The sequence below is a fragment of the Massilia sp. UYP32 genome (assembly GCF_050434365.1).
Classification (GTDB): Bacteria; Pseudomonadota; Gammaproteobacteria; order Burkholderiales; family Burkholderiaceae_D; genus Telluria; species Telluria timonae.
Window position 1 is genome coordinate 12,747 of record NZ_JBNDIK010000019.1, and the last position, 24,076, is coordinate 36,822.

21 protein-coding genes and 1 other RNA gene are annotated in these 24,076 nt (G+C 66.4%); 15 read left to right on the forward strand and 7 right to left on the reverse strand.

The features are described 5' to 3' along the window. Nucleotides 1–13: 13 nt before the first annotated feature. Both aceF and aceE read right to left on the reverse strand, forming a co-directional pair. Nucleotides 14–1,672 carry a dihydrolipoyllysine-residue acetyltransferase gene (aceF, locus tag ABIB42_RS15960; RefSeq protein ID WP_005665689.1) on the reverse strand — a complete coding sequence of 553 codons (1,659 nt, stop codon included), beginning with the start codon at nucleotides 1,670–1,672 and terminating at the stop codon, nucleotides 14–16. Nucleotides 1,673–1,750: 78 nt separating this feature from the next. Then, nucleotides 1,751–4,459, reverse strand: coding sequence for a pyruvate dehydrogenase (acetyl-transferring), homodimeric type (gene aceE / locus ABIB42_RS15965; protein ID WP_005665688.1), 2,709 nt, complete (start codon nucleotides 4,457–4,459; stop codon nucleotides 1,751–1,753). Nucleotides 4,460–4,789: 330 nt separating this feature from the next. Here aceE and folD point away from each other — a divergent pair, with 330 nt between their 5' ends. The 9 genes from folD to ABIB42_RS16010 all read left to right on the forward strand — a co-directional run bounded on the left by folD (nucleotide 4,790) and on the right by ABIB42_RS16010 (nucleotide 15,156). Next, nucleotides 4,790–5,698 (forward strand): bifunctional methylenetetrahydrofolate dehydrogenase/methenyltetrahydrofolate cyclohydrolase FolD, encoded by a 909-nt coding sequence (folD, locus tag ABIB42_RS15970; protein ID WP_051205037.1) that lies wholly within the window; start codon nucleotides 4,790–4,792, stop codon nucleotides 5,696–5,698. Nucleotides 5,699–5,790: 92 nt separating this feature from the next. Continuing rightward, the gene (locus ABIB42_RS15975) at nucleotides 5,791–7,860 is read left to right on the forward strand and encodes a M3 family metallopeptidase (RefSeq protein WP_005665683.1); all 2,070 of its coding nucleotides are present in this window, start codon (nucleotides 5,791–5,793) and stop codon (nucleotides 7,858–7,860) included. A 65-nt stretch (nucleotides 7,861–7,925) separates the two neighbouring features. Then, the gene (locus ABIB42_RS15980) at nucleotides 7,926–8,351 is read left to right on the forward strand and encodes a DNA polymerase III subunit chi (protein ID WP_005665679.1); all 426 of its coding nucleotides are present in this window, start codon (nucleotides 7,926–7,928) and stop codon (nucleotides 8,349–8,351) included. Next, the gene (locus ABIB42_RS15985; protein WP_005665678.1) at nucleotides 8,348–8,782 is read left to right on the forward strand and encodes a hypothetical protein; all 435 of its coding nucleotides are present in this window, start codon (nucleotides 8,348–8,350) and stop codon (nucleotides 8,780–8,782) included. The genes ABIB42_RS15980 and ABIB42_RS15985 overlap by 4 nt, the downstream gene beginning before the upstream one ends. A gap of 143 nt (nucleotides 8,783–8,925) precedes the next feature. After that, nucleotides 8,926–9,258: an H-NS family nucleoid-associated regulatory protein gene (locus ABIB42_RS15990; RefSeq protein ID WP_005665677.1), complete on the forward strand. Its 333-nt coding sequence runs from the start codon at nucleotides 8,926–8,928 to the stop codon at nucleotides 9,256–9,258. Nucleotides 9,259–9,391: 133 nt separating this feature from the next. Beyond that, nucleotides 9,392–11,545 carry an NHL repeat-containing protein gene (locus ABIB42_RS15995; RefSeq protein ID WP_219861102.1) on the forward strand — a complete coding sequence of 718 codons (2,154 nt, stop codon included), beginning with the start codon at nucleotides 9,392–9,394 and terminating at the stop codon, nucleotides 11,543–11,545. A gap of 64 nt (nucleotides 11,546–11,609) precedes the next feature. After that, complete coding sequence (locus tag ABIB42_RS16000; protein WP_229409753.1) at nucleotides 11,610–13,148, forward strand: FAD-dependent oxidoreductase; 1,539 nt, start codon at nucleotides 11,610–11,612, stop codon at nucleotides 13,146–13,148. A 103-nt stretch (nucleotides 13,149–13,251) separates the two neighbouring features. Further along, nucleotides 13,252–13,965: an SIMPL domain-containing protein gene (locus ABIB42_RS16005; RefSeq protein WP_005665674.1), complete on the forward strand. Its 714-nt coding sequence runs from the start codon at nucleotides 13,252–13,254 to the stop codon at nucleotides 13,963–13,965. Nucleotides 13,966–14,073: 108 nt separating this feature from the next. Beyond that, on the forward strand, nucleotides 14,074–15,156 hold the full coding sequence (locus tag ABIB42_RS16010; RefSeq protein WP_005665672.1) for a CHAD domain-containing protein: 1,083 nt from the start codon (nucleotides 14,074–14,076) through the stop codon (nucleotides 15,154–15,156). Nucleotides 15,157–15,249: 93 nt separating this feature from the next. Here the strand turns inward: ABIB42_RS16010 and ABIB42_RS16015 are convergent, their stop codons facing one another. Then, a complete protein-coding gene (locus ABIB42_RS16015; RefSeq protein WP_005665670.1) occupies nucleotides 15,250–15,816 on the reverse strand; it encodes a DUF3617 domain-containing protein in 567 nt (188 codons plus the stop codon). Between the two features lie 168 nt (nucleotides 15,817–15,984). Beyond that, nucleotides 15,985–16,293, reverse strand: a complete 309-nt coding sequence (locus ABIB42_RS16020; protein WP_005665668.1) for a c-type cytochrome — start codon at nucleotides 16,291–16,293, stop codon at nucleotides 15,985–15,987. Between the two features lie 182 nt (nucleotides 16,294–16,475). Between ABIB42_RS16020 and ABIB42_RS16025 the strand changes: the two genes are divergently transcribed. The 6 genes from ABIB42_RS16025 (at nucleotide 16,476) to ABIB42_RS16050 (ending at nucleotide 22,517) form a co-directional block, all read left to right on the forward strand. Beyond that, nucleotides 16,476–16,700, forward strand: a complete 225-nt coding sequence (locus tag ABIB42_RS16025) for a TIGR04438 family Trp-rich protein (protein WP_005665667.1) — start codon at nucleotides 16,476–16,478, stop codon at nucleotides 16,698–16,700. A 58-nt stretch (nucleotides 16,701–16,758) separates the two neighbouring features. Beyond that, nucleotides 16,759–17,661 carry a LysR family transcriptional regulator gene (locus ABIB42_RS16030; protein ID WP_005665665.1) on the forward strand — a complete coding sequence of 301 codons (903 nt, stop codon included), beginning with the start codon at nucleotides 16,759–16,761 and terminating at the stop codon, nucleotides 17,659–17,661. A 13-nt stretch (nucleotides 17,662–17,674) separates the two neighbouring features. Then, nucleotides 17,675–18,484 carry a prolipoprotein diacylglyceryl transferase gene (lgt, locus tag ABIB42_RS16035; protein ID WP_005665662.1) on the forward strand — a complete coding sequence of 270 codons (810 nt, stop codon included), beginning with the start codon at nucleotides 17,675–17,677 and terminating at the stop codon, nucleotides 18,482–18,484. A gap of 78 nt (nucleotides 18,485–18,562) precedes the next feature. Further along, complete coding sequence (locus ABIB42_RS16040; RefSeq protein WP_219861104.1) at nucleotides 18,563–19,861, forward strand: cytochrome c; 1,299 nt, start codon at nucleotides 18,563–18,565, stop codon at nucleotides 19,859–19,861. Beyond that, nucleotides 19,858–20,337, forward strand: a complete 480-nt coding sequence (locus tag ABIB42_RS16045) for a (2Fe-2S)-binding protein (RefSeq protein ID WP_219861106.1) — start codon at nucleotides 19,858–19,860, stop codon at nucleotides 20,335–20,337. The genes ABIB42_RS16040 and ABIB42_RS16045 overlap by 4 nt, the downstream gene beginning before the upstream one ends. After that, nucleotides 20,334–22,517 carry a xanthine dehydrogenase family protein molybdopterin-binding subunit gene (locus ABIB42_RS16050; RefSeq protein WP_219861108.1) on the forward strand — a complete coding sequence of 728 codons (2,184 nt, stop codon included), beginning with the start codon at nucleotides 20,334–20,336 and terminating at the stop codon, nucleotides 22,515–22,517. Before ABIB42_RS16045 ends, ABIB42_RS16050 begins: the two co-directional genes overlap by 4 nt. Here ABIB42_RS16050 and ABIB42_RS16055 read toward each other — a convergent pair. From ABIB42_RS16055 to ssrS, 3 genes are all read right to left on the reverse strand, one after another. Then, entirely contained in the window at nucleotides 22,514–23,317 is an 804-nt protein-coding gene (locus ABIB42_RS16055; RefSeq protein WP_005665656.1) for a sulfite exporter TauE/SafE family protein, read from the reverse strand. The two genes, ABIB42_RS16050 and ABIB42_RS16055, sit on opposite strands and share 4 nt — an antisense overlap. Next, nucleotides 23,318–23,788, reverse strand: a complete 471-nt coding sequence (locus ABIB42_RS16060) for an EVE domain-containing protein (RefSeq protein WP_005665655.1) — start codon at nucleotides 23,786–23,788, stop codon at nucleotides 23,318–23,320. Nucleotides 23,789–23,878: 90 nt separating this feature from the next. Beyond that, nucleotides 23,879–24,060, reverse strand: a non-coding RNA gene (gene ssrS / locus ABIB42_RS16065) — 6S RNA. Nucleotides 24,061–24,076: the final 16 nt, after the last annotated feature.

Sequence of the window (24,076 nt, forward strand, 5' to 3'; positions counted from 1 at the left end):
CAGTGCGCTCCAATCACAGAAGGGTCTTGCGCATATCGGCCAGCACTTCGGCCAGGTAGGCGGCGAAGCGCGCGGCGCCGGCGCCGTCGATCACGCGGTGGTCGTACGACAGCGACAGCGGCAGCATCAGGCGCGGCTGGAAGCTCGAGCCGTCCCACACCGGCTTCATCGCCGACTTGGACAGGCCCAGGATCGCCAGCTCCGGCGCGTTGATGATCGGCGTGAAGTTGGTGCCGCCGATGCCGCCCAGCGACGAGATGGTGAAGGTCGCGCCCTGCATCGCGGTCGGCGGCAGCTTGCCTTCGCGCGCCTGGCCCGAGAGCTCGCCCATTTCGACGGCGATCTGCGAGATCGTCTTCTTGTCCGCATCCTTCACGACCGGCACCACCAGGCCATTCGGGGTGTCGGCCGCGAAGCCGATGTTGTAGTACTGCTTGGTGATCAGGGCCGCGCCGTCTTCCGACAGCGACGCGTTAAATTGCGGGAACTTCTTGAGCGCGGCGACGCTCGCCTTGATCACGAAGGCCAGCATGGTCAGCTTGACTGCGGACTTCTGCTTGGCCAGCGCGGCGTTCGAATCGACGCGGAACTGTTCCAGGTCGGTCACGTCGGCTTCGTCGAAGTGCGTCACGTGCGGGATCATGACCCAGTTGCGATGCAGGTTCGGGCCCGAGATCTTCTTGATGCGCGACAGCGGCACGGTTTCGGTCGGACCGAATTTCGAGAAGTCGAGCGACGGCCATGGCAGCAGGCTGATGCCGCCGATGCCGGCGCCGCCGCCCGCTGCCGCAGGCGCAGCGGCGGCCGGCGCGGACATCACGCCCTTCACGAACGTCTGCACGTCCTGCTGGGTGATGCGGCCCTTCGGACCGGTGCCCGGCACGCGGCCCAGGTCGACGCCCAGTTCGCGCGCGAATTTGCGGATCGATGGCGAGGCGTGGGCTTTCGAGCCGGTGACGCCTGGCGCGGCGGCTGGCGCAGGAGCTGCGGCAGGCGCTGGCGCCGGTGCTGGCGCAGCTGCTGGAGCAGCGGCAGGTGCGGCTGCCGGAGCAGCGGCAGGTGCGGGCGCGGCGGCAGGAGCAGCCGATGCGCCGCCGGTCGCTTCCACGACCAGCACCAGCGAGCCCTTGGCGACCTTGTCGCCGACCTTCACTTTCAGTTCCTTCACGACGCCGGCATGGCTCGACGGGATCTCCATGCTGGCCTTGTCCGACTCGACCGTGATCAGGGACTGGTCGACCTTGATCGTGTCGCCGACCTTGACCATCAGTTCGATGACTTCGACTTCCTTGAAGTCGCCGATGTCGGGCACGGTCACGTCGACCGGGCCGCCGGATGCCGCTGGGGCGGCTGCGGCCGGCGCTTCGGCAGGTTTTTCAGCCGGTTTTTCAGCAGCCGCAGGAGCGGCGGCGGCAGGCGCTTCGGCGGCGCCGCCCGCTTCCTCGAGCAGCAGCACCAGCGAACCTTCGGCGACCTTGTCGCCGACCTTCACCTTGATCTCTTTCACGACGCCGGCATGGCTCGACGGGATTTCCATGCTGGCCTTGTCCGACTCGACGGTCACCAGCGACTGGTCGACCTTGATGGTGTCGCCCGGCTTGACCATCAGTTCGATGACTTCGACTTCCTTGAAGTCGCCGATATCGGGGACTTTGACTTCCACAACGCTCATAGTGTTAGCTCCAAATTTTTTATTCGAGTTAGCCTAGGCAGGCCGCTTCCGACAGGAAGAAACGGCCTGCATGAGCATTTACTGGGTCACCGGATTCGGCTTGTTCTGGTCGATGCCGTACTTGGCGATCGCCTGCGACACGATGGCGCGGTCGATCTTGCCTTCGTCGGCCAGGGCGCGCAGCGCGGCGACCGTGACGTAGTAGCGGTTCACCTCGAAGAACTCGCGCAGCTTGACGCGCGAATCCGAGCGACCGAAGCCGTCGGTGCCCAGCACTTTATAGGTGCGGTCCTTCGGCATGAAGGCGCGGATCTGCTCGGCGAACATGCGCATGTAGTCGGTGGTCGCGACGATCGGGCCGCTGGTGTTCTGCAGCAGCGAAGTCACGTACGGCACGCGCTGCGGCAGTTCCGGGTTGACCATGTTCCAGCGCTCGGCGTCCTGGCCGTCGCGCGCCAGCAGGGTCAGCGAAGGCGCCGACCACACGTCCGCATCGACGCCCCAGTCGTTCTTGAGCAGCTCGGCGGCGAAGATCGACTCGCGCAGGATGGTGCCGCAGCCGATCAGCTGCACGCGCGGCGCAGGTTTGTCGCCAGTGATCGCGGCGCCTTCCTGCAGCAGGTACATGCCCTTCAGGATGCCCTCTTCCTGGCCCGGCTTCAGGCCAGGATGCGAGTAGTTCTCGTTCATGATGGTGATGTAGTAGAACACGTCTTCCTGTTCTTCCACCATGCGGCGCAGGCCGTCCTGGATGATGACGGCGACTTCGTGACCGAAGGTCGGGTCATACGGCAGGCAGTTCGGCACGGTCGCGGCGATCACGTGGCTGTGGCCATCTTCGTGCTGCAGGCCTTCGCCGTTCAGCGTCGTGCGGCCGGCGGTGCCGCCCATCAGGAAGCCGCGCGCACGGATGTCGCCGGCCAGCCAGACCAGGTCGCCCACGCGCTGCATGCCGAACATCGAGTAGAAGGTGTAGAACGGGATCATCGTGCGGTTGTTCGACGAGTACGAAGTCGCCGCCGCGATCCACGAGCTCATGCCGCCCGCTTCGTTGATGCCCTCTTGCAGGATCTGGCCTGCCTTGTCTTCACGGTAGTACATCACCTGGTCGCGGTCGACCGGCTCGTACAACTGGCCCTGCTGGTTGAAGATGCCGATCTGGCGGAACAGGCCTTCCATGCCGAAGGTGCGCGATTCGTCGACCAGGATCGGCACGATGCGCTGGCCGATGCTTTCGTCCTTCAGCAGGCTGGTGATCACGCGCACGTACGACTGGGTGGTCGAGATCTCGCGGCCTTCAGGGGTCGGCTCGAGCACGCCCTTGAACGATTCCAGCTTCGGCACGGTCAGCTGCTCGTCGGCCTTCTCGCGGCGCTGCGGCAGGTAGCCGCCCAGGGCCTTGCGGCGCTCGTGCAGGTACACCATCTCGGGCGCGTCGTCGGCCGGCTTGAAGAACGGGATGTCGGCCAGCTTGTCGTCGGGGATGGCGATATTGAAGCGGTCGCGCATGTCGCGGATCGCCTGGTCGTCCAGCTTCTTGGTCTGGTGCGCGGTGTTGCGCGCCTCGCCCGACTTGCCCATGCCGAAGCCCTTGACGGTCTTGACCAGCAGGACGGTCGGGGAACCCTTGTTTTCTTGCGCGTTCTTGAAGGCGGCGTAGATCTTGTGCGGATCGTGGCCGCCGCGGGTCAGGCGCCAGATGTCGTCGTCGCTCATCTTCGAGACCATCTCGAGCAGCTTCGGATGCTTGCCGAAGAAGTGCTTGCGCACGTAGGCGCCGTCCTTGGCCTTGTAGTTCTGGTATTCGCCGTCGACGGTTTCCATCATCACGCGCTGCAGGATGCCTTCCTTGTCCTGCGACAGCAGCGGATCCCACTGCGAGCCCCAGATGACCTTGACGACGTTCCAGCCGGCGCCGCGGAAGTCGGCTTCCAGTTCCTGGATGATCTTGCCGTTGCCGCGCACCGGACCGTCCAGGCGCTGCAGATTGCAGTTGACGACCATGACCAGGTTGTCCAGCTGCTCGCGCGCGGCCATGCCGATCGCGCCCATCGATTCCGGCTCGTCCATCTCGCCGTCGCCGCAGAAGACCCAGACCTTGCGGTTGTCGGTCTTGGCGATGCCGCGCGCGTGCAGGTACTTCAGGAAGCGCGCCTGGTAGATCGCCATCAGCGGGCCCAGGCCCATCGACACGGTCGGGAACTGCCAGAAGTCCGGCATCAGTTTCGGGTGCGGGTACGACGACAGGCCCTTGCCGTCGACTTCGCGGCGGAAGTTCAGCAGCTGCTCTTCGGAGAGGCGGCCTTCGAGGAAGGCGCGCGCGTAGATGCCGGGCGAGGAGTGGCCCTGGATGTACAGCAGGTCGCCGCCGTGGTCTTCGGTCGGGGCGTGCCAGAAGTGGTTGAAGCCGGTGCCCAGCATGTTCGCCAGCGAGGCGAAGGACGAGATGTGGCCGCCCAGGTCGCCGTCGGCGCGGTTGGCCTTGACGACCATCGCCATCGCGTTCCAGCGCATCCACGAGCGCAGGCGCTCTTCGTATTCGAGATTGCCCGGCGAATTCTGGTTCAGGTGGGCCGGGATGGTGTTGACGTAGGCGGTATTGCTCGAGAACGGAACGTGGGCGCCACGGCGGCGCGCCAGGTCCACCAGGCGCTCCATCAGGTAATGGGCGCGCTCGGTCCCTTCATGTTCGATCACCGCTTCCAGCGCATCGAGCCATTCCTTGGTCTCGATCGCGTCCGGATCATTGGCGGCTTGCGCGGTCAACTGGTCGAGTTGAGCTGACATGTCATGCGTCTCCTAGAGTGGTGCGCCCCGACCCGATCCCTGCGCAGGCTGGCGGCGAGTGGTGAAATTTCAGACTATCTTTTTAGATAAACCAATGGATTCTACCAGTGGATTTTGGCATTTTCAAATTACGGTATGGCATTTCACAATATAAAATCCCATGCTGCAAGTGCACAATTTTCATAGAGAAACATTGGATTTTCGATCAATGAACATCGTATACCGGAGCGCCTGATCGGCGGCAAAAAACGGCCCATTTATACGCTGAAAGGAGGAGATTGCATGCGTGGGCCGTATAATTCTCTTTTTGCCCAGCGACGAGCTTTCACCATGCCTGCACAACTGATCGACGGAGTCCTCCTTTCCAAACAACTGCGCGAAGATATCGCCGCGCGCGCCGCCAAACTCACCGCCGCCGGCAAGCAGCCTGGCCTGGCCGTGATCCTGGTCGGCGAAGATCCGGCCAGCCAGGTCTATGTGCGCAACAAGGTGAAGGCCTGCGGCGACGTGGGCTTCCATTCGGTGCTCGAGAAATACGAGGCCGACCTTTCCGAGCAAGCCCTGCTCGACCGCATTGCAGCATTGAACGCGGACCCGGCCATCCATGGCATCCTGGTGCAGATGCCGCTGCCGAAGCACATCGACCCGTCGAAAGTCATCGAGGCCATCTCGACCGCCAAGGACGTCGACGGCTATTCGGTGCTGTCGGCCGGCGAGCTGGTGGCCAACCTGCCGGGCTTTCGCCCCTGCACCCCGTACGGCTGCATGAAGCTGATCGAGACCACCGGCATCGACCTGCGCGGCAAGCACGCAGTGGTGATCGGCCGCTCGAATACCGTCGGCAAGCCGATGGCCCTGTTGCTCTTGCAAGCCAACGCCACCGTCACCATCTGCCATAGCGCAACGCCGGACCTGGGCTACCACACCCGCCAGGCCGACGTGATCGTGGCCGCCGTCGGCCGCCGCAATACCCTCACCGCAGAGATGGTCAAGCCGGGCGCGATCGTGATCGACGTCGGCATGAACCGTGACGACGCGGGCAAGCTATGCGGCGACGTCGATTTCGCGGGCGTGTCCGAGGTGGCGTCGCACATCACTCCAGTGCCTGGCGGCGTCGGTCCGATGACGATCACGATGTTGTTGATGAATACCCTCGAGTCCGCGGAGCGCGTGCACGCCAGCGGCCAGCCGCCGGCGGGCCAGGCGTCGGGCATGGAACCGAAACCAGGCCTGGCGTAAGCCCGTCATGGCGCCATGGCCGCTCATTGGCTGCCATGGCATCTGCATGAGCGTTCGGCGTACCAGTGATTAACGAATATGGAAGGACTACGATGACGACCGCTACCAATCCCCTCCTCGACTTTTCCGGCCTGCCGCGCTTCGACGCGATCAAGCCCGAGCACGTCACGCCCGCCATCGAGCAGCTGATCCTTGACGCCAATGCCATCGTGGCGCAACTCGAAGCCCCGGTGGATGACGTCACCTGGGACACCCTGGCCCCGCTCGACGACGCCAGCGAACGCCTGGGCCGCGCCTGGGGCGTGGTCGGCCACCTGAACCACGTGGTGGACACGCCCGAGCTGCGCGCCACCTATAACGAGAACCAGCCGAAGGTCGTGGAGTTCTCCACCGCCATCGGCCAGAACGAGGCGCTGTTCGCCAAGTACAAGCAGCTGCGTAATGGCCCGCACTGGGACAGCCTCAACCCTGTGCGCCAGCGCATCGTCGAAAACGCCCTGCGCGACTTCCGCCTCGGCGGCGCCGAACTGCCGGAAGATAAAAAGCCGCGCTTCGCCGAGATCCAGGAGCAGCAATCGCAATTGTCGACGCGCTTCTCGGAAAACGTGCTGGACGCGACCAACGACTACAAGCTGGTGGTCGAGAACGAAGAAGAACTCGCGGGCCTGCCGGACGACGTGAAGCAGGCCGCCAAGGCCGCCGCCGAGCGCGATGGCAAGAGCGGCTGGCTGTTCACCCTGCACTTCCCGTCCTACTTCCCGGTGCTGCAGTTCGCCGACAACCGCGCGCTGCGCGAAACGATCTACCGCGCCAGCGCCACCAAGGCGTCGGACGCCGGCATCATGTTCACCGAGGTCGAGAAGTGGGACAACTCGTCCAATATCGTCAACCTGCTCAAGCTGCGCAACGAAGAAGCGCGCCTGCTCGACTACGGCAGCTTCGCCGACGTCTCGCTGGTGGCCAAGATGGCGCAGAGCCCGCAGCACGTGATCGAATTCCTCGAAGACCTGGCGCGTCGCGCGCGTCCGTACGCCGAGAAAGACCTGCTCGAGCTGCGCGAGTTCGCGCGCACCGAGCTTGGCATCGATGATCTGCAATCCTGGGACGTCACCTATGCTTCCGAAAAGCTGCGCGAGAAGCGCTATGCCTTCTCGGCCCAGGAAGTGAAGGAATACTTCCCCGAACATAAGGTGCTGCAAGGCCTGTTCGGCGTGATCCGCCAGCTGTTCGAGGCCGACGTCATCCCCGAAGAGGCGCCCGTATGGCACCCGGACGTGCGCTTCTACCGCATCGAGCGCAACGGCCAGCTGGTCGGCCAGTTCTACCTCGATCCGTATGCGCGCGCCGGCAAGGCCCAGGGCGCCTGGATGAACGATGCGCGCGGCCGCCGCCTGCTCTCTGGCGGCGCGGTGCAGACCCCGGTCGCCTACCTGGTCTGCAATTTCACGCCGCCGGCGACGGTGGACGGCGTGCTGCAGCCGTCGCTGTTCACGCATGACGAAGTGACCACGCTGTTCCACGAATTCGGCCACGGCCTGCACCACATGCTGACCGAAGTCGAAGAGCTGTCGGTGGCCGGCATCTCGGGCGTCGAATGGGATGCGGTGGAGCTGCCGTCGCAGTTCATGGAAAACTTCTGCTGGGAGTGGGACAAGCTGCAGCAGATGACCGCGCACTACAAGACCGGCGAACCGCTGCCGCGCGCGCTGTACGACAAGATGCTGGCGGCGAAGAACTTCCAGTCCGGGATGCAGACCCTGCGCCAGGTCGAGTTCTCGCTGATCGACATGCACCTGCACTACGATTTCGATCCGCACAGCCAGCAGGTGCAGGAACTGGTCGACGACATCCGCCGCAACTTCGCCGTCATCACGCCGCCGTCGTTCAACCGCTTCCAGCATTCGTTCAGCCATATCTTCGCGGGCGGCTACGCGGCCGGCTATTACAGCTATAAATGGGCCGAGGTGTTATCCAGCGACGCCTATGCCGCATTCGAAGAAGCCGTCGAATCCGGAGCCGACCTGTTCGACACCGGACGCCGCTTCCACCGCGAGATCCTCGCCGTGGGCGGCTCGCGGCCGGCGCTCGAATCGTTCAAGGCCTTCCGCGGCCGTGAACCTTCGATCGACGCTTTGCTGCGCCATAGCGGCATGAATGCCTGATCATTTGGAAAACTGCGCAGGAAACTGCACCGGAGGGCGAAAGCCCTCCTCTTTTTAGTGATGCCATGACCCGGATCGACTTCCATACCAATATCCCCGATAAGCTGTCCTATGCCTGCCGGCTGGCGCGCAAGGCATATGGCGCGCGCGCCAAAGTCGTGGTGCTGGCAGAAAGCCCTGAACAGGCCGAGGCATTGAATGCGGCGCTGTGGAACGTGGGGGATACCGATTTCATTCCGCACGTGCTGGCCGGCGATCCGCTGGCGCCGCAGACGCCGATCGTGATTACCGATAATGAAGACGCAACGCTGCCGCACCACGATATGCTGGTGAACCTCACGCGCCGCACGCCGAACAATTTCGCGCAATTCGCGCGCGTGTTCGAAATCATTTCGCTTGATGAAGACGATGCCGCCGAGGGACGCAAACGCTATGTCGCCTATAAAAGGCAATCCTATCCATTGACCCACTTCGTCGCAGGACAGACATGAACCAGGATCCCGCTTTCGATGCCAGCATTCCCGTATTGACCGAGGTCGTCGCCGACTCGCCGGCGCCTGCCGCGCCAGTGGCGTCAAGCGCTCCCGCTGCGGCAGCGGCAGCCGGCGCCACGACCGGAACGAACGGCGCCGACGACGCGGAGTCCCCGGAAGCCCTGGAACGGCGGGCCGCCGACCGCTGGAGCGGCGAGCAGTGGAGCGTCATGGAACGACGCCTGACCGAACGCGTGCTGCAGCAATTGCAGGGCCGGATCGATTTCGTGCTCGAACAGCGGCTGCGCGACGGCATCGCCGAAGCGGTAGATAAAGCGATGGCGGGTTTTTCGGCCGAAATTCGCGCGAGCCTGCATCAATCCCTGGGCCAGGTCGTGACCCGCGCCGTTTCACAAGAAATTGCCCATCTCCAGAACCTGGGAAAATAACCCCACATGCATTAACGATTTGCCATGTATTTGATTCGAAATCACCCCGCGCACGATTGTCATTCATATTCGGCGATTAAATAGTAAAATCGCTGCGCGGCACTTCGAAACGAATCGAATCACCTAATCAAGGATGAAACAAAATGGCAAACATCGATCTGTCGGGTTATAACCTCGCCGAGCTGAAGGGTCTTCAATTCGATATCGAAAAGGAGATCAAAAACCGCCAGCAGCAAGACGTCAAGAAAGCGCGCGAGCAGATTCTCGAGATCGCCCAGAATATGGGAATCTCGGTGGAAGAATTGCTGGCCAAGGGCACTGGCAAAAGCAAGAAAGCAGGCGGCGGCGCCAAGGTGAATCCCCAATACCACAACCCGGCCGACAATTCCCAGACCTGGACCGGCCGTGGCCGCCAGCCAAAATGGGTCGTGGAAGCGCTGGGCAAGGGCAAGTCGCTGGACGATCTGCGTATCTGACCGCGGCCTTTCCCTGTCGAGGCAACTCCTGCGCGCCGCCGTGACCACGTCCGGCGGCGCCACCTCTCCTGTTTTCTGTCTCATCGGTGGTTTCGGCTAAGATTGCAGGTTCAGCAATCATCCGGCCGTACCAGTGAAACGAACTTCCCTCATCGCCGCGCTCGTGGGCGCCGCCATCCTGGCCATCGGCACGGCCGTCTACTTCACCGATACCATCGAACAACGCCCCGGCGCCCTGGCCATCCTGACGCCGCCCGTCGCGAAGACCACGCCATTCTGGCCGGCGCGGGTGAGCCTGCTGGCGGGCGACGGCCGCGACGGCGTGATCGACGGGCCGGGCAGCGCCAGCCGTTTCAGCGATCCCTATGGCGTGGCCATCGGCGCGCGCGGCGCGGTGTACGTGGCCGACGGGGGCGAAGCCAACCGCATCCGCCTGATCCAGCCCGACGGCGCGGTCTCGACGCTGGCCGGCGGCAAGGAAGGCTTTGCCGACGGCATCGGCGCCGCGGCCGCCTTCCACACCCCGTCCGCCCTGGCGCTCGACCATGAAGGCAACCTGTACGTGGCCGACACCGGCAACCATGCGATCCGCAAGGTGGCGCCCGACGGAACAGTGACCACGGTGGCCGGCAGCGGCAGCCCCGGCTACCTGGACGGCATTGGACGTGCGGCCCAGTTTAACGGCCCGGTCGGCATCGCGGTGGACGACGCCGGCATCGTCTACGTGGCCGACACCTACAACGACCGCATCCGCCGCATCGCGCCCGATGGCATGGTGACCACGCTGGCCGGCAATGGCAAACCCGGGCTGCTGGATGGCGCGCTGCTCGACGCCGGCTTCGACACCCCGAGCGCGCTGGCGGCCGGCCGCGACGGCACGCTGTACGTGGCCGACACCGGCAACCACGCGGTGCGCCGCATCAAGCCCGACGGCACGGTCGACACGCTGGCGATCCCGCTCGAAGGCGAGACCAGGCCGCCGCTGCGGCGTCCGGCGGGCCTGGCGCTCACGCGCGACGGCTACCTGTACATCGCCGCCAGCGCCGGCGGCCGCATCCTGCAACTGACGCCGGAAGGAGAAATGCGCCCGCTGCAGGACGTCGACCGCCCGCTCGATCCGAACGGCTTCGGCAGCGACGGCACGGTGCAGCTGTACGGTCCGCGCGGCATCGCGGTCGGCCGCGACGGCAGCCTGGTGGTGGCGGACGCCAATGCCCACCGCGTGCACCGGCTGGCGCCGCCGCGCGAGGGCGAACCGGCGCCGGTGCTGGCGCGGCCGGCGCTGGTCACGCGCACCGAACCGATGCCGTGGCCGGTCGGCCCGCAAGACATGGTCCATGAAGTCGTCGGCGTGATGGGCGAGGTGCGCGGCGCCTACAACGGCGACAGCCGCCACCATTTCCACGCCGGCCTGGACGTGCGCGCCGACGTCGGCGCGAAGGTGCTGGCGGTGTTCCCGTCGAAAGTGACCGACCCGCATGCCAACTGGGGCTTCAACACGCTCAGCGAAGGCCTGAGCGTGGGCCCGCTCTCGTATATCCACATGCGCGTCGGACGCGACCCACAGGGCCGGCCGCTCGATAAGCGCTTCCAGATCCTGCGCGAAGGGAAAGCGAACGGCGACGGCAAGGTCGTACGGGTGCGGGTGCCGCGCGGCACCCGCTTCGCCGTCGGCGATGCGCTCGGCACCATCAATGCCATGGCCCACGTCCACTTGGATTACTACCAGGGCGGGACGGTGGTCAATCCGCTGACCCTGCCCTTCGTCGGCTTTACCGACACCGTCCCGCCGTTCATCCAGCGCATCGCGCTGTACGACGGCGCCGGCAAGCGCATCACGGCGAAGAAGGGCCAGCCGATCCTGTTGCCCCGCAGCCTGGGCGAGGTGCAGGTGGTCGTGAATGCCTACGACCAGGTGAACGGCAACCTGGCGCGCCGCAAGCTCGGCCTGTACAAGCTGGGCTACCAGCTCCTGCAGGCCGACGGCACGCCGCTGCCCGGCTTCGGGCAGCCCGTCATCACCCAGGTCTTCGACCGCCTGCCGCGCAACCAGGACGCCGTCAAGGCCGTCTACGCGCCAACCAGCGGCATCACGGTCTATGGCAGCAAGTCGACCCAGTTCGACTATGCGCTGGGCAACCGCCTGCAGGACGGCGAGATCGAGACCGGCAGCTGGCGCATCGGCGAGCTCGCGCCCGGCCGCTACACGCTGCGCATCCACGCCGCCGACTTCGCCGGCAATCTGGCCCAGGAGGGGCGCGACCTGGACTTCGAAGTAACCGACTAGACTGCTCACGTCCATGGAACCATTGCGCCACGCCGGCATCTGAATAGGACGGGCGAAGGAGGTGATGGTGGACAGGTACGACGTGCTCATCGCCGGCGCGGGGCCGACCGGCCTGGTGCTGGCCTTGTGGCTGGCGCGCCAGGGCGTGAAGGTCGCGGTCGTGGACAAGGCGGCGCAGCCCGGCACGACCTCGCGCGCGATGGCGGTCCAGGCGCGCACCCTCGAGCTGTACCGCCAGCTCGGCCTGGCCGACGAAACGATCGCCGCCGGCAAGCGCAACATCGCCCTCAATATGTGGGTGCGCGGCAAGCGCCGCGCGCGCCTGTCGTTCCAGGACGCCGGCGAAAAGCTCACGCCCTACCCCTTCGTGCTGGTGTATCCGCAAGACCTGCACGAGCGGCTGCTGCTGCGCCATCTCGGGCAGGCCGGGGTGCAGGTCCAGCGGCCGGTCGAGCTGGTCGCCTTCGAGGATCGCGAAGACTATGTGGTGGCGCGCCTGCGCGATGCTGACGGCGGCCTGCGCGAATGCGAGGCGCGCTTCCTGGCCGGCTGCGACGGCGCCAGCTCCACCGTGCGCCAGAAGCTCGGCGCCGGTTTCCCCGGCGGCACCTACGACCACGTCTTCTACGTCGCCGACGTCCAGGCCGCCGGCGTGGCGGCCGACGGCGAGGTGCACGTCTCGCTCGAGACGTCCGACTTCGTCATCATGCTGCCCTATACCGACACCGGACGCGGACGCCTGATCGGCACCGTGCACCGCATCTCCACCGACAGCCACGGCGCCGGCCCCTACACCTTCGACGACGTCGGCCACAGCGCCCTGTCCAGCCTGGGCCTGCGGGTCGACCAGGTGCACTGGTTCTCGACCTACCGCGTGCATCACCGCGTGACCAGCCATTACCGCAGCGGCCAGGTGTTCCTGGTGGGCGACGCCGCCCACGTGCACAGCCCGGCCGGCGGCCAGGGCATGAACACCGGCATCGGCGACGCCGTCAACCTGGCCTGGAAGCTGGCCGCCGTGGTGCGCCACGATGCGCCGGACAGCCTGCTCGACAGCTACGAGACCGAGCGCCTGGCGTTCGCACGCAAGCTGGTCGACACCACCGACCGCATGTTCAACTTCATCACCGCCGAGGGCAACTTCGCCGACTTCGTGCGCACCCGCATTGCGCCGCTGTTCGCCACGGTCGCCTACGGCGTCGACACCGTGCGCGAACTGATCTTCAAGATCGTCTCGCAGATCACGATCAGCTACCACGACAGCCCGCTCAGCATCGGCAGCGCGGGGAGCGTCAAGGCCGGCGACCGGCTACCCTGGGTGGACGCTGACGGCGCGGACAACCACGCGCCGCTGGAGAACATGGACTGGCAGGTGCAGGTCTATGGCGAGGCGGGCGACGGCCTGCGCGCCTGGTGCCAGCTGCACGGCATGCCGTTACGCGAATTCGCCTGGAGCGCGCGCCATGAAGCGGCCGGCTTCGCGCGCAACGCCCACTATCTGGTGCGGCCCGACGGCCACGTCGCCCTGTGCGATCCGGGCCATGGCCCCGATGCCCTGGCCCACTACTTCCGCGACCGCGCCTACCGGCGCTTCTGCGACTGACGCTACCCGCGCGGCATGAAATGCCGCCGCCATTCTAGACATCAATGTCTAGATAACCTAAGCTGACTGTCGCCGGGAATCGTCCCGCCTCACAAGGACCGTCATGCTGAAGAAACTCGCCGTCAAATTCGCCATCGCTTCCTGCGCCGCGTTCGCACCCGCCCACGCGGCCGACCTGCCGGCCTACCCCTTCATCCACGTGAACGCCGCCGCCGACCTGCACGTGATGCCGGACACGGGCGAGATCGATTTCGAGATCGTCAGCCTGGAGCCCGACCTGGAAGCGGCCTGGAAGCTGGTCAGCGAACGGCTCGAGGCCAGCCGCGCGCTGCTCGCGCAGCACGGTGTCGCGGTCGAGGACATCGCGGTGCAGGACCTGCTGCGCCGTCCACTCAGGCAGGCCGATATACAGGGCGATACGGTGCCAGCGATCGAGACCCGCGCCGCGGTCCACGCCACGGTGCGCAACCTGGATGGCTGGACGGCGCTGATCCAGGCCTTGATGACGATGCCGAACGTCGAGTCGCTGGCGGTCGCCTTCAGCCGCAGCGACGCCGACAAGATCGAGGCCGAACTGGTGAGCCAGGCCCTGGCTGCGGCGCGCCTGAAGGCGCAGAACATCGCGCGCGGCATCGGCGCCAGGCTGGGACCGGCGAACGGCGTGGCGCTGGCGCCGCTGAAGAACCTGTCGAACGCGATGGGACTGGCGACCGACGGCCCGCGCTATACCCCGGTCGCGGCGGTGCGCGATCCGCTTCTGGTGGGCGTGCAAAAGCTGGTGCAGGGCGTGGACGTGATCTACCGGATCGGTAAATAGGCGCCGCCCCCGCGCTTCCGATGTCACCTTCCTGTCATGATGAAGCGTGCCGGGCAGTGAGCAAGAGTATGCTCGAGTCATCGACGTCATGTCAGTGAAAGGACCATCATGGCCAAGCAACAAAAACCGGCGCAGCCGGTGTCCAAGGCAACCCCGACGGCGGCTTCCCAGCCGCGTGAGACCGCGGCGAGCGGCCTGGAGTCGTTCCAGCAGCTGGACCAGGAACTGAGCCGGGAAGCCGCCGCCACCCCGCCGGCCGCGGAAGATCCGAAAGAAGACCAGCCGCTGCCGAAGGAGAAACCGATCCGCCCGGTCAAGGCCGAACCGGTGCGCCTGCGCGGGCGCATGACGCTGGAAGACGCGTTCCAGAGCATCGGCCTGAATTGCGTCCGCCAGATCGAGGCCAACGTGCCGGGCGTGCTGAAGCAAAACGTCGAAAGCCTGCACCAGATGCGGGTGGGCCTGCGCCGCCTGCGCGCGCTGCTTGCGATGTTCGAGGACCTGGCCGCGCCGCCGGTCGCCCTGCACGCCGACATCGAATGGCTGTCCGGCGAACTGGGACCGGCGCGCGACTGGGACGTGCTGGCCGACTCCACCCTCGACCGGGTCCACGGTTTCGACGCGACGGCGCTGCGCCAGGCCGCGCACGAGCGCGCGAACGCGCATCACGCGCACATCCTGAACGTGCTGCGCGAGCCGCGCTACCGTGACCTGATGACGCAGCTGAACGAATGGCTCGGCGAACGTCGCTGGCGTCTCGACGCCACGCTGGACAAGGATTCGCCCCTGGCCGAACGCGCCGCCAGGGCCGCCCTGCCCCTGCTGCGCAAGGCCGAGAAGCGCCTGGCCAGGCGCATCGACGGCCTGGACGAGGGCGACGCGCCTGGTCGCCACCGGGTGCGCATCGCCGCCAAGAAGGCGCGCTACGCGGCCGAATTCTTCCGCGACCTGCTGCCGGCGCGCCGCGTCAAGCGCTACGTCGGCCACCTGGAAAAGCTGCAGGACCGCCTTGGCCTCCTGAACGACATGGCGGTGGCCGACCACCTGCTCGAGGAACTCAAGGGCGGCGGCAGCCAGATCGCCAAGCAGGCCGCCTACGTGCGCGGCTACATGGCCGCCAGCGGCGAGGCCGGCGCCCGCGACCTGTCGAAGGCGCTGGCGGACGTCGCCAGGCGGCGCATCACGCGCTGAACGAGCTTGTGTTCAGCGCCTTCCGAAGACCGGAACGTGTGGCGCGGCGCTGTGCTTCGTCCATGCCAGGTCGTTGGGCCGCGCGCAACGCATTCATCCCTGGCCGGACACCGGCGCCATATTGCCGCAGTCGCTGCCCAGCCATTTGCCAGTGCCGCTGGTTTTCTGGGTCATCATCGCGCCGCCTGGACCGGCCATCGTGGCAGTCGAGTCGAAGGTGTAGGCAGTGTCGCTCGGGGTCTTCACGACAGCATCGATTTTCACTTGCGGCTGGTTGCACTGCATGCTCACATTCATGCCGCCAGCCGTCGGCGTCGCGTTCCTGGTGCAGCCTTCAGGACCTTTTTTACCAAACACGTCGAACTTCGCGATGTCTTCTTTCGTAATGCACTGTTTGGTGCGCAAGCCATCGTCGGTGAATTCCGTGCCGCTGGCGCCGAGCCTTCTTTGTATTTCCGCGCGCTGGGCGGGCGGCATCGAGGCCATCTGGCTCTTCATCAGCGCGACGATACCCGCCATCTGATTGCCCCCTGCCTGGCCGGGTAGCGTCATGTCGATCTGCCACAGTCCAGGCTTGATGTTGACTTGCTGCGCAAACGCATTCGTAGCGCACAAGGTGGCCATACTCAATGCGATGCTTGCGGTTCGAATCATGCTCATGGTCGCTCCTGGTAGGTGGGCCACCAGTGTAGCCGACCTGGCCGTGCATCCGCGCATGCGGTGCGGCCTGTCATATCCCAGGCGTGGGCGGCAAGCCGCGAACGCGTAAACGAACAAGCGCGCCATGCTCACGCAGGCGCGCTTCGTTTCGTGCGTCTTTTCAGGCGATTACTTGGTCGCCAGCACCCACTTGACCAGCGAACGCGCTTCGGCCTCGCTCACCTGCGGATTGGCCGGCATCGGGATCGGCCCCCAGGTGCCGGCGCCGCCTTTGAGCACCTTCTGCACCAGCTTGTCCTCGGCGCCCTTCTGGCCCGCGTACTTCTGCGCGACGTCCTTGTAGGCAGGACCGACCAGCTTGGTGGCGACGGTGTGGCAAGCCATGCAATTCTTGGCCTTGGCCAGGTCGGCCTGGGCGAATGCACCCGATGACGCGAAAGCCGACAGCACCACACACAACATCAGGGACCGCTTCATTTGTTTCTCCGAATTTATGACTGAGTGGATTCTACCCCCTTTCCCTGCGGGGCAAAGAGAGCGATACACTCTGTAACGCGATCGCCACGTTTACCAATATCCTGTAACAAGAAAATAGCAACTTTTGCCCGTCGGCATTCTTTTCTTTGTAAGATGTGAGGCCTGAAGGAGCTTTCCACATCATGCCACTCATCCTCTTGATCGTCGCCCTGGCCGCCTTGCGCTTCTTCGAGGTCTGGCGTTTTGCCGAGCTGTCCTGGTGGGTCATCGCCGGGCTGTTCGTTGCTGCCTTTATCTGGTTCGAGTACATCGAGAAAATGCTCGGGCTCGACAAGAAGAAAGAACACGAACTGCAGGACCAGCGCCGCAACGAGCGCGTCAAGAAGACCCTCGACAAGCGTCGCTGAACGGCGCCTGTAGGTGCCCTGTGATACATTGCACGTATCACAGCTTGTCCAATCACTCATGCATCCCGAACTGCGCCAGCTGCGCCATTTCGTCACCGTGGCCGAAGAGCTGCATTTCGGCCGCGCCGCGCGCCGCCTGCACATGACCCAGCCGCCGCTGTCGCAGAGCATCGCCAATCTCGAAGAACTGTTCAAGGCCCCGCTGTTCGTGCGCAACCGGCGCATGGTCGGCCTGACCGCGGCCGGCGCCGCCCTGCTGCCGGAAGCGCGCCGCATCCTCGAGGAAGCCGCCGCGCTGCCCGAGCTGGTGCGGCGCGCGGCCAGCGGCGAGGCTGGGCGCCTGGCCCTGTCGTTCGTCTCGACCGCGGCCTTGCGCATGCTGCCCGACGTGCTGCGCCGCTATCGCGTCGCCTATCCGGCGGTGCGCCTGGTGCTGCAGGAAGCGACCTCCGACGTCCAGTTCGAAGAACTGCTCTCGGGCCGCATCGACGCCGGCTTCGTGATCCCGCCGCAACCGGGCGCGCCCGACGGCATGGCCGACGGCGCCCTGGACTACCTCAAGATCGTCGACGAGCCGCTGGTGCTGTGCGCGCCGAGCGGGCTGGCGGCGCTGGAAAGGCCAGGCCCGGTGCGCCTGCGCGACCTGCCGCCGCTGCCGCTGGTGATCTTCCCGCGCACGGTGGCGCCCAGCCTGCACGATGCGATCCTGGCCTGCTTTCGCGCGGCCGGGGTGCTGCCCACCATCGGCCAGGAAGCGATCCAGATGCAGACCATCGTCAGCCTGGTTTCCGGCGGCATGGGCTTGGCACTTGTGCCACAATCCGTGTCGAACCTGATGCGTCCCGGCGTAGAATACCGTGCCCTGATCGATCCGGCGCCGCTGGCCGAAACCGGCCTGGCCTGGCGGCGCGACAACGATTCGCCCGTGCTGAAGGGCTTCCTGGAATGTTTGAAGAATTGAAGAGAGACTGACTATGCTGATTCATCCGCAGCCGGACCCGATCGCGATCTCGCTCGGCCCGGTGCAAATCCACTGGTATGGCCTGATGTACGTGGTCGCCTTTGCCCTGTTCATCATCCTGGGCCGGGTGCGCATCCGCATGCCGCACGTCGCGGCGCAGGGCTGGACCCGCGACGACCTGGACGACATGCTGTTCTACGGGATGCTGGGCGTGATCGTGGGCGGCCGCCTGGGCGAAGTGCTGTTCTACCAGCCGCTGTACTTCCTCGCGCACCCGCTCGAGATCTTCATGATCTGGAAGGGCGGGATGTCCTTCCACGGCGGCTTCCTGGGGGTGCTGATCGCGATGGCGCTGTGGGCCCGCAAACGCAAGCGCAACCTGCTCGACGTCTACGACTTCATCGCGCCGCTGGTGCCGCTCGGTTATGCCGCCGGCCGCATGGGCAACTTCATCAACGCCGAACTGCCGGGTCGCTTGGCCGACCCGACCCTGCCGTGGGCCATGCTGTGGCCAGGCGTGGCCGGCCCGCGTCATCCGTCGCCGCTGTACCAGGCGCTGGTCGACGGCGTGCTGGTGTTCGTGATCCTGTGGCTGTTCGCGCGCAAGGCGCGTCCGCGCCTGGCGGTCGGCGCCATGTTCACCCTGCTGTACGGCTGCGCGCGCTTCTTCACCGAGTGGTTCCGCGTGCCGGACTGGGAAACCACCGTGTTCGGCCTGCCGATCACCTCGGGCCAGGTGCTGTCGCTGCCGATGATCGTCGCCGCCCTGGTCATGCTGGCCTGGGCCTATCGCCAGGCGCCGGGACGGCCGGTCACCGCCTGATCCGCCTCTGAGTGGGCGAGCGCACAGAGCGCTCGCTCTTTACTGCTCGACAATGAGGCTCCACGGATCGGAGCCCTCATGGATCACACCAGGCGCAGGCGGCATATCGGATGGTGGCTGCTCCTCGCGGCCATCGTCGTATTGACGGTCGTCGCCTTCGCCATCATGTGGCGCCCCGCGCTGGCGCCGCAAGCCACGCCACCTTCCTTCGACCAGGCCCGCATCGAGCGCGGCGCCAACCTCGCAAACCTCGGCATGTGCGCCTCCTGTCACACCGCCGACCTGTCCCGCCCCTTCGCCGGCGGCAAGCCGATGGAGACGCCGTTCGGCACCGTCCACAGCACCAATATCACGCCGGACCGCGACACCGGCATCGGCGCCTGGAGCCCTGAAGCCTTTACCCGATCGATGCGCGAGGGCGTCTCGCGCGACGGTCACCTGCTGTATCCGGCCTTCCCCTACAACCACTACGTGCGCATGACGCAGGACGATATCGACGACCTGTACGCCTACTTCATGACGCGGCCCGCGATCGCCGCGCCGGCGCGCGACAACGCCATGACCTTCCCCTTCGGTTTCCGGCCGCTGGTCGGTTTCTGGAACGTGCTGTACCTCGATGATGCGCCGTGGCGGCCCGACCCGCGACAATCCGCCGAATGGAACCGCGGCGCCTACCTGGCCGACGCCGTCGCCCACTGCGCCGCCTGCCATACGCCGCGCACGAAGCTGGGCGGTCCGGATCTGAAGCGCCAGCTCGATGGCGGCGAAGCCGAGGACTGGTATGCGCCCGCCCTGAACCGTCACTCGCCGTCGCCGCTGCCATGGACGCGCGAAGCGCTGCAGGCTTACCTGCGCACCGGCATGGCCGAGGATCACGCAGTGGCCGGCGGCCCGATGCAGGACGTGGTGATGCACCTGGCCCAGGCCGATGCGGGCGACGTCGCCGCGCTGGCCGCCTGGACCCACGGCCACCTGTCGCAGGCGCCGGCGCGCACGACGCCGGCGCAGCAGGACGGCCCGCTGCCCCAGCCCGCCGCCGCCGATCCCGAACTGCCGCGCATGCGCCTCGGCTACGAGCTCTACGCCAATTCCTGCGCGCGCTGCCATGACGTCGGCCGCGCCCCGAGCTCGGGCGCCGCCCTGCCCTTGCAGAAGGCGATCGCCCTGTACGACCCCGACCCGCGCAGCCTGATCCATATCGTCGACACCGGCATCCTGCCGCCGGATGGCGAAGCGGGACGCTGGATGCCCGGCTTCAAGGCGATCCTGACTGACGAGCAGGCCGGCGCGCTGGCCGCCTACCTGCGCAAGTACGGCGCCGGCCAGCCGGCCTGGCCGGAACTGGACGAGCAAGTGAGCAAAGCGAGAGCACCATGACGACCTACCGCCTGCAGGTAAACGGCAAGAGCCACGCCGTCGACCTTGAACCCGACACCCCGCTGCTGTACGTGCTGCGCAACGACCTGGGGCTGAATGGCGCCAAGTTCGGCTGCGGCCTGGGCCAGTGCGGCTCCTGCACCGTGATCATGGACGGCAAGCCCGTGATGTCCTGCCTGGTGCCCGTGTCGAGCGTCGGCGCGCGCGCCGTGCGCACCGTCGAGGGCCTGGGCAGCAGCGACACGCCCGGCGTGCTGCAGCAGGCCTTCATCGACGAGCAGGCGGCGCAATGCGGCTACTGCATCGCGGGCATGATCATGCAGGCCACCGCGCTGCTCGAGCGCGAACCGAATCCGAGCGACGCCCGGATCCGCGCCCACATGTCGCCCAACCTGTGCCGCTGCGGCACCCATATGCGCATCCTGCGCGCGGTGCGGCGCGCGGCGGACCGGCTTGCGGCCGGAGGCAAGCGATGAGCCTCGACCAGGGTCGGCGCCGCTTCCTGGCCGCGGGCGGGGCGTTGACGCTGTCGTTCGCGATGCCGGCGTGGTCGGCGCAGGATGCATTGCCGAAGAGCCTCGAAAAAACGCCCTGGCTCGACGCCTGGATCCGCATCGACGCCGACGAACGCATCACGGTCTTCACCGGCAAGGCCGAGCTCGGGCAAGGCATCAAGACCGCGCTGCTGCAGGTCGTGGCCGACGAGTTGCGCATCGCGCCTGGGCGCCTGACCCTCGTCACCGCCGACACCGCGCGCACGCCGGACGAAGGCATGACCGCCGGCAGCAACTCGATGAAGGACAGCGGCGCCGCGCTGCGCCATGCGGCGGGCCAGGTGCGGATGCGCCTGGGCGAACTGGCGGCGGCGCGCCTGGCAGCGCCAGCGGCCGGCCTGGCATTGAAGGATGGCGCCTTCATCGCCCCTGACGGCCGCCGCGCCAGCTTCGGCCAGTTGGTCACCGGCCAGGAACTGCGCCTGCGCGCCACGCCGCAGCCGGCGCCGCCAGCGCCCGGCTTGGCGACGGCGATCGGCAAGTCGCTGCCGAGGATCGACATCCCGGCCAAGGTCACGGGCGGACGCGCCTACGTGCAGGACCTGCGCCTGCCGAACATGGTGCATGCGCGCGTGGTGCGCCCTCCCGCGCAGGCGGCGACCTTGAGCGCGGTGGATACGGCCGCCGTCATGCGCCTGCCCGGTGTGTTGAAAGTCGTGCGCGACGGCCGCTTCCTGGCCGTGATCGCGGACGGCGAATACCGCGCCGTGAAGGCCGCCGCGCTGCTCGCGCGCGGCGCGCGCTGGGAGACGCCGGCCGCGCTGCCGGTCCACCCGGACGTCAAGGCCCTGGTGATGGCGCAGCCGGCCGAACCGACCACCATCCTCGAACGCGGCGCGCGGGTGCAAGAAGGCGTGCATCTGAAGGCCACCTATACCCGTCCCTTCCAGCTGCACGCCTCCATCGGGCCTTCGTGCGCGGTGGCGCAGCTGGTGGAGAACCGCTACACGGTCTGGACCCACTCGCAGGGCGTGTTCCCGCTGCGCGGCGCGCTGGCCGAGCTGTTGGCGGTAAAGGAAGACGCGATCCGCTGCATCCACGTCGAGGGCGCGGGCTGCTATGGCCATAATGGCGCCGACGACGTGGCGGCCGACGCCGCCCTGCTGGCGCGCGCCTTCCCGGGCCGGCCGGTGCGGGTGCAGTGGATGCGCGAGGACGAGCATGCATGGGAACCGTTCGGCGCGGCGATGGTGGCCGAGGTGGCGGCCACGCTCGGTCCCGACGGCCGCATCGCCGACTGGCAGTACGACGTCTTCACGCCTTCGCACAACACCCGTCCCGGCAAGGCCGGCAACCTGCTGCCGGCCACGCATCTGGCAAAACCATTCGCGCCGCCCACCCCGAAACCCAGCCCGCAGCCGGAAGGCAGCGGCGACCGCAACGCGGTCCCCTATTACCGGCTGCCGAACGCGCGCGTGACCCATCACTTCCAGCCGAAGGCGGTCCTGCGCACCTCGGCCATGCGCGGCCTGGGCGCCTATTGCAATGTGTTCGCGATCGAGAGCTTCATGGACGAGCTGGCGCGCGCGGCGAAAGTCGACCCGGTCGCGTTCCGCCTGCGCCACCTGGAAGATCCGCGCGCCATCGACGTGGTCGAGCTGGCGGCGGCGAAGTTCGGCTGGGATGGCTACAAGAAGACCGCGCGGCGTGGCCGCGGTTTTGCTTTTGCGCGCTACAAGAACCTGGCGTCGTATTGCGCGCTGGCGGTCGAGGTGGAAGTGGCGCGCGAAACGGGGCTGGTGCGCGTGACGCGCGTGTCGAGCGCCGTCGATTGCGGCGAGATCGTCAACCCGGACGGCGTGCGCAACCAGATCGAGGGCGGCATCGTGCAGTCGGCCAGCTGGACGCTGCTGGAACAGGTGCGCTTCGACGCCGCGCGCGTGCTCACCGTGGACTGGGCCTCGTATCCGATCCTGCGCTTCGCCCAAACACCGGAGAAAATTGACGTGCACCTGATCGACCGCCCCGGCCAGCCCTTCCTGGGCACCGGCGAGGCGGCGCAAGGCCCGGCCGCGGCGGCGATCGCGAACGCGGTGTTCGACGCCTGCGCCCTGCGCATGCGCGACCTGCCGCTCGACCGCGCGCGCGTCAGGAAGGCTTAATTGAACGCCTTCCAGAACATATAGGCCGCCAGCGCATACAGGATCACGGCGAAGATGCGCTGCAGCTGGCGCACCGGCATCTTGTGCGCGGCGCGGGCGCCAAGCGGCGCCATGGCCACGCTGGCCAGCACGATGATGGCCAGCGCCGGCAGGTAGACAAAGCCCAGCGACCATGCCGGCAGGCCCGGTTCGCCCCAGCCATAATACACATTCGACAGCGTCCCCGAGAGCGCGATCGGAAAGCCCAGCGCCGCGCTGGTGGCGACCGCGTTATGGATGCGCACGTTACAGCGCGTCATGAACGGCACCGAGACGAAGCCACCGCCGGCGCCCACCAGTCCCGACAGGATCCCGATCAGGCCACCTGTGGCGAACATGCCTGCCCGGCCCGGCAATTCGCGCGCCGCCGTCGGCTTCTTCCCGATCAGCATCTGGGTGGCCGAGAAGGCGACGAAGCAGCCGAAGAAGAAGGCCAGCACCGAGGTATTCATCTGCTTGCCGATCCAGGGACCGATCCAGGAACCGATCAGGATGCCCGGGGCCAGCAGGCGCACCACGGGCCACAGCACGGCGCCATGCTTGTGGTGGGCGCGCACCGAGGACATCGAGGTAAACAGGATGACGCCGAGCGCGGTGGCGATCGCCATGTGGACCACGAGTTCGTCGGCGATGCCGCGCGCGGTGAAGATCATGGTGATGAAGGGCACCAGCACCATGCCGCCGCCGATGCCGAGCAGGCCGGCCGCGAAGCCGCCGAAGGTGCCCATCGCCAGCAGGGCCAGGATCAGCCAGGGATCCATTCAGGCCTCCCTGGCGCGCACGAGTTGGACGACCGCATCCCATTCGGATCTGGTGACCGGCGAGATCGACAGCCGGCTGCCCTTTTGCAGCAGCACCATGCTTTCCAGCGCGGGAACGGTGCGCATCTCGGCCAGCGGCAGATAGCGCCCCGCCTCCCGCGCGCGCACGTCGATCGAGATCCAGCGCGGCGTTTCCGGGGTGGCTTTCGGGTCGTGGTAATGGCTGGCGGGGTCGAACTGGGTGGCGTCGGGATAGGGACCGCTCGCGATCTCGGCCAGCCCGGCCACGCCGGGCACGGCGCAGCTGGAGTGGTAGAACAGGACGCCGTCGCCGACGGCCATCGCGTCGCGCATGAAGTTTCGCGCCTGGTAGTTGCGCACGCCGAACCAGGCCACGGTCTGGCCGGGTGCGGACAGGACGTCGTCGAAACTGACTTCGTCCGGTTCGGATTTCATCAACCAATAGCGCATTGCGCCGATCTCCCTGCAAGGCGCGCCGACAGGTTTGACGCGCGCACAAAAAAAGCGGCTGCGTACAAAGTGCGCAACCGCTTGTGTATCCTAGCCCCCGCCAGTGCCGTTATTGCCGGCATCCTGAACCAAAACGGTTCAAGGCGGTCACGGTCAGATCAATTTCGGGTTCGTCAAACGAGTGACGCTCACTCCCATCGAACTTGTTCCACGACCTATGCGTAAGAATGGTTCAAGGAATATATGGCAAATCTCGAACACCGCAGGGTAGAGCGCAGTTTACTCTTT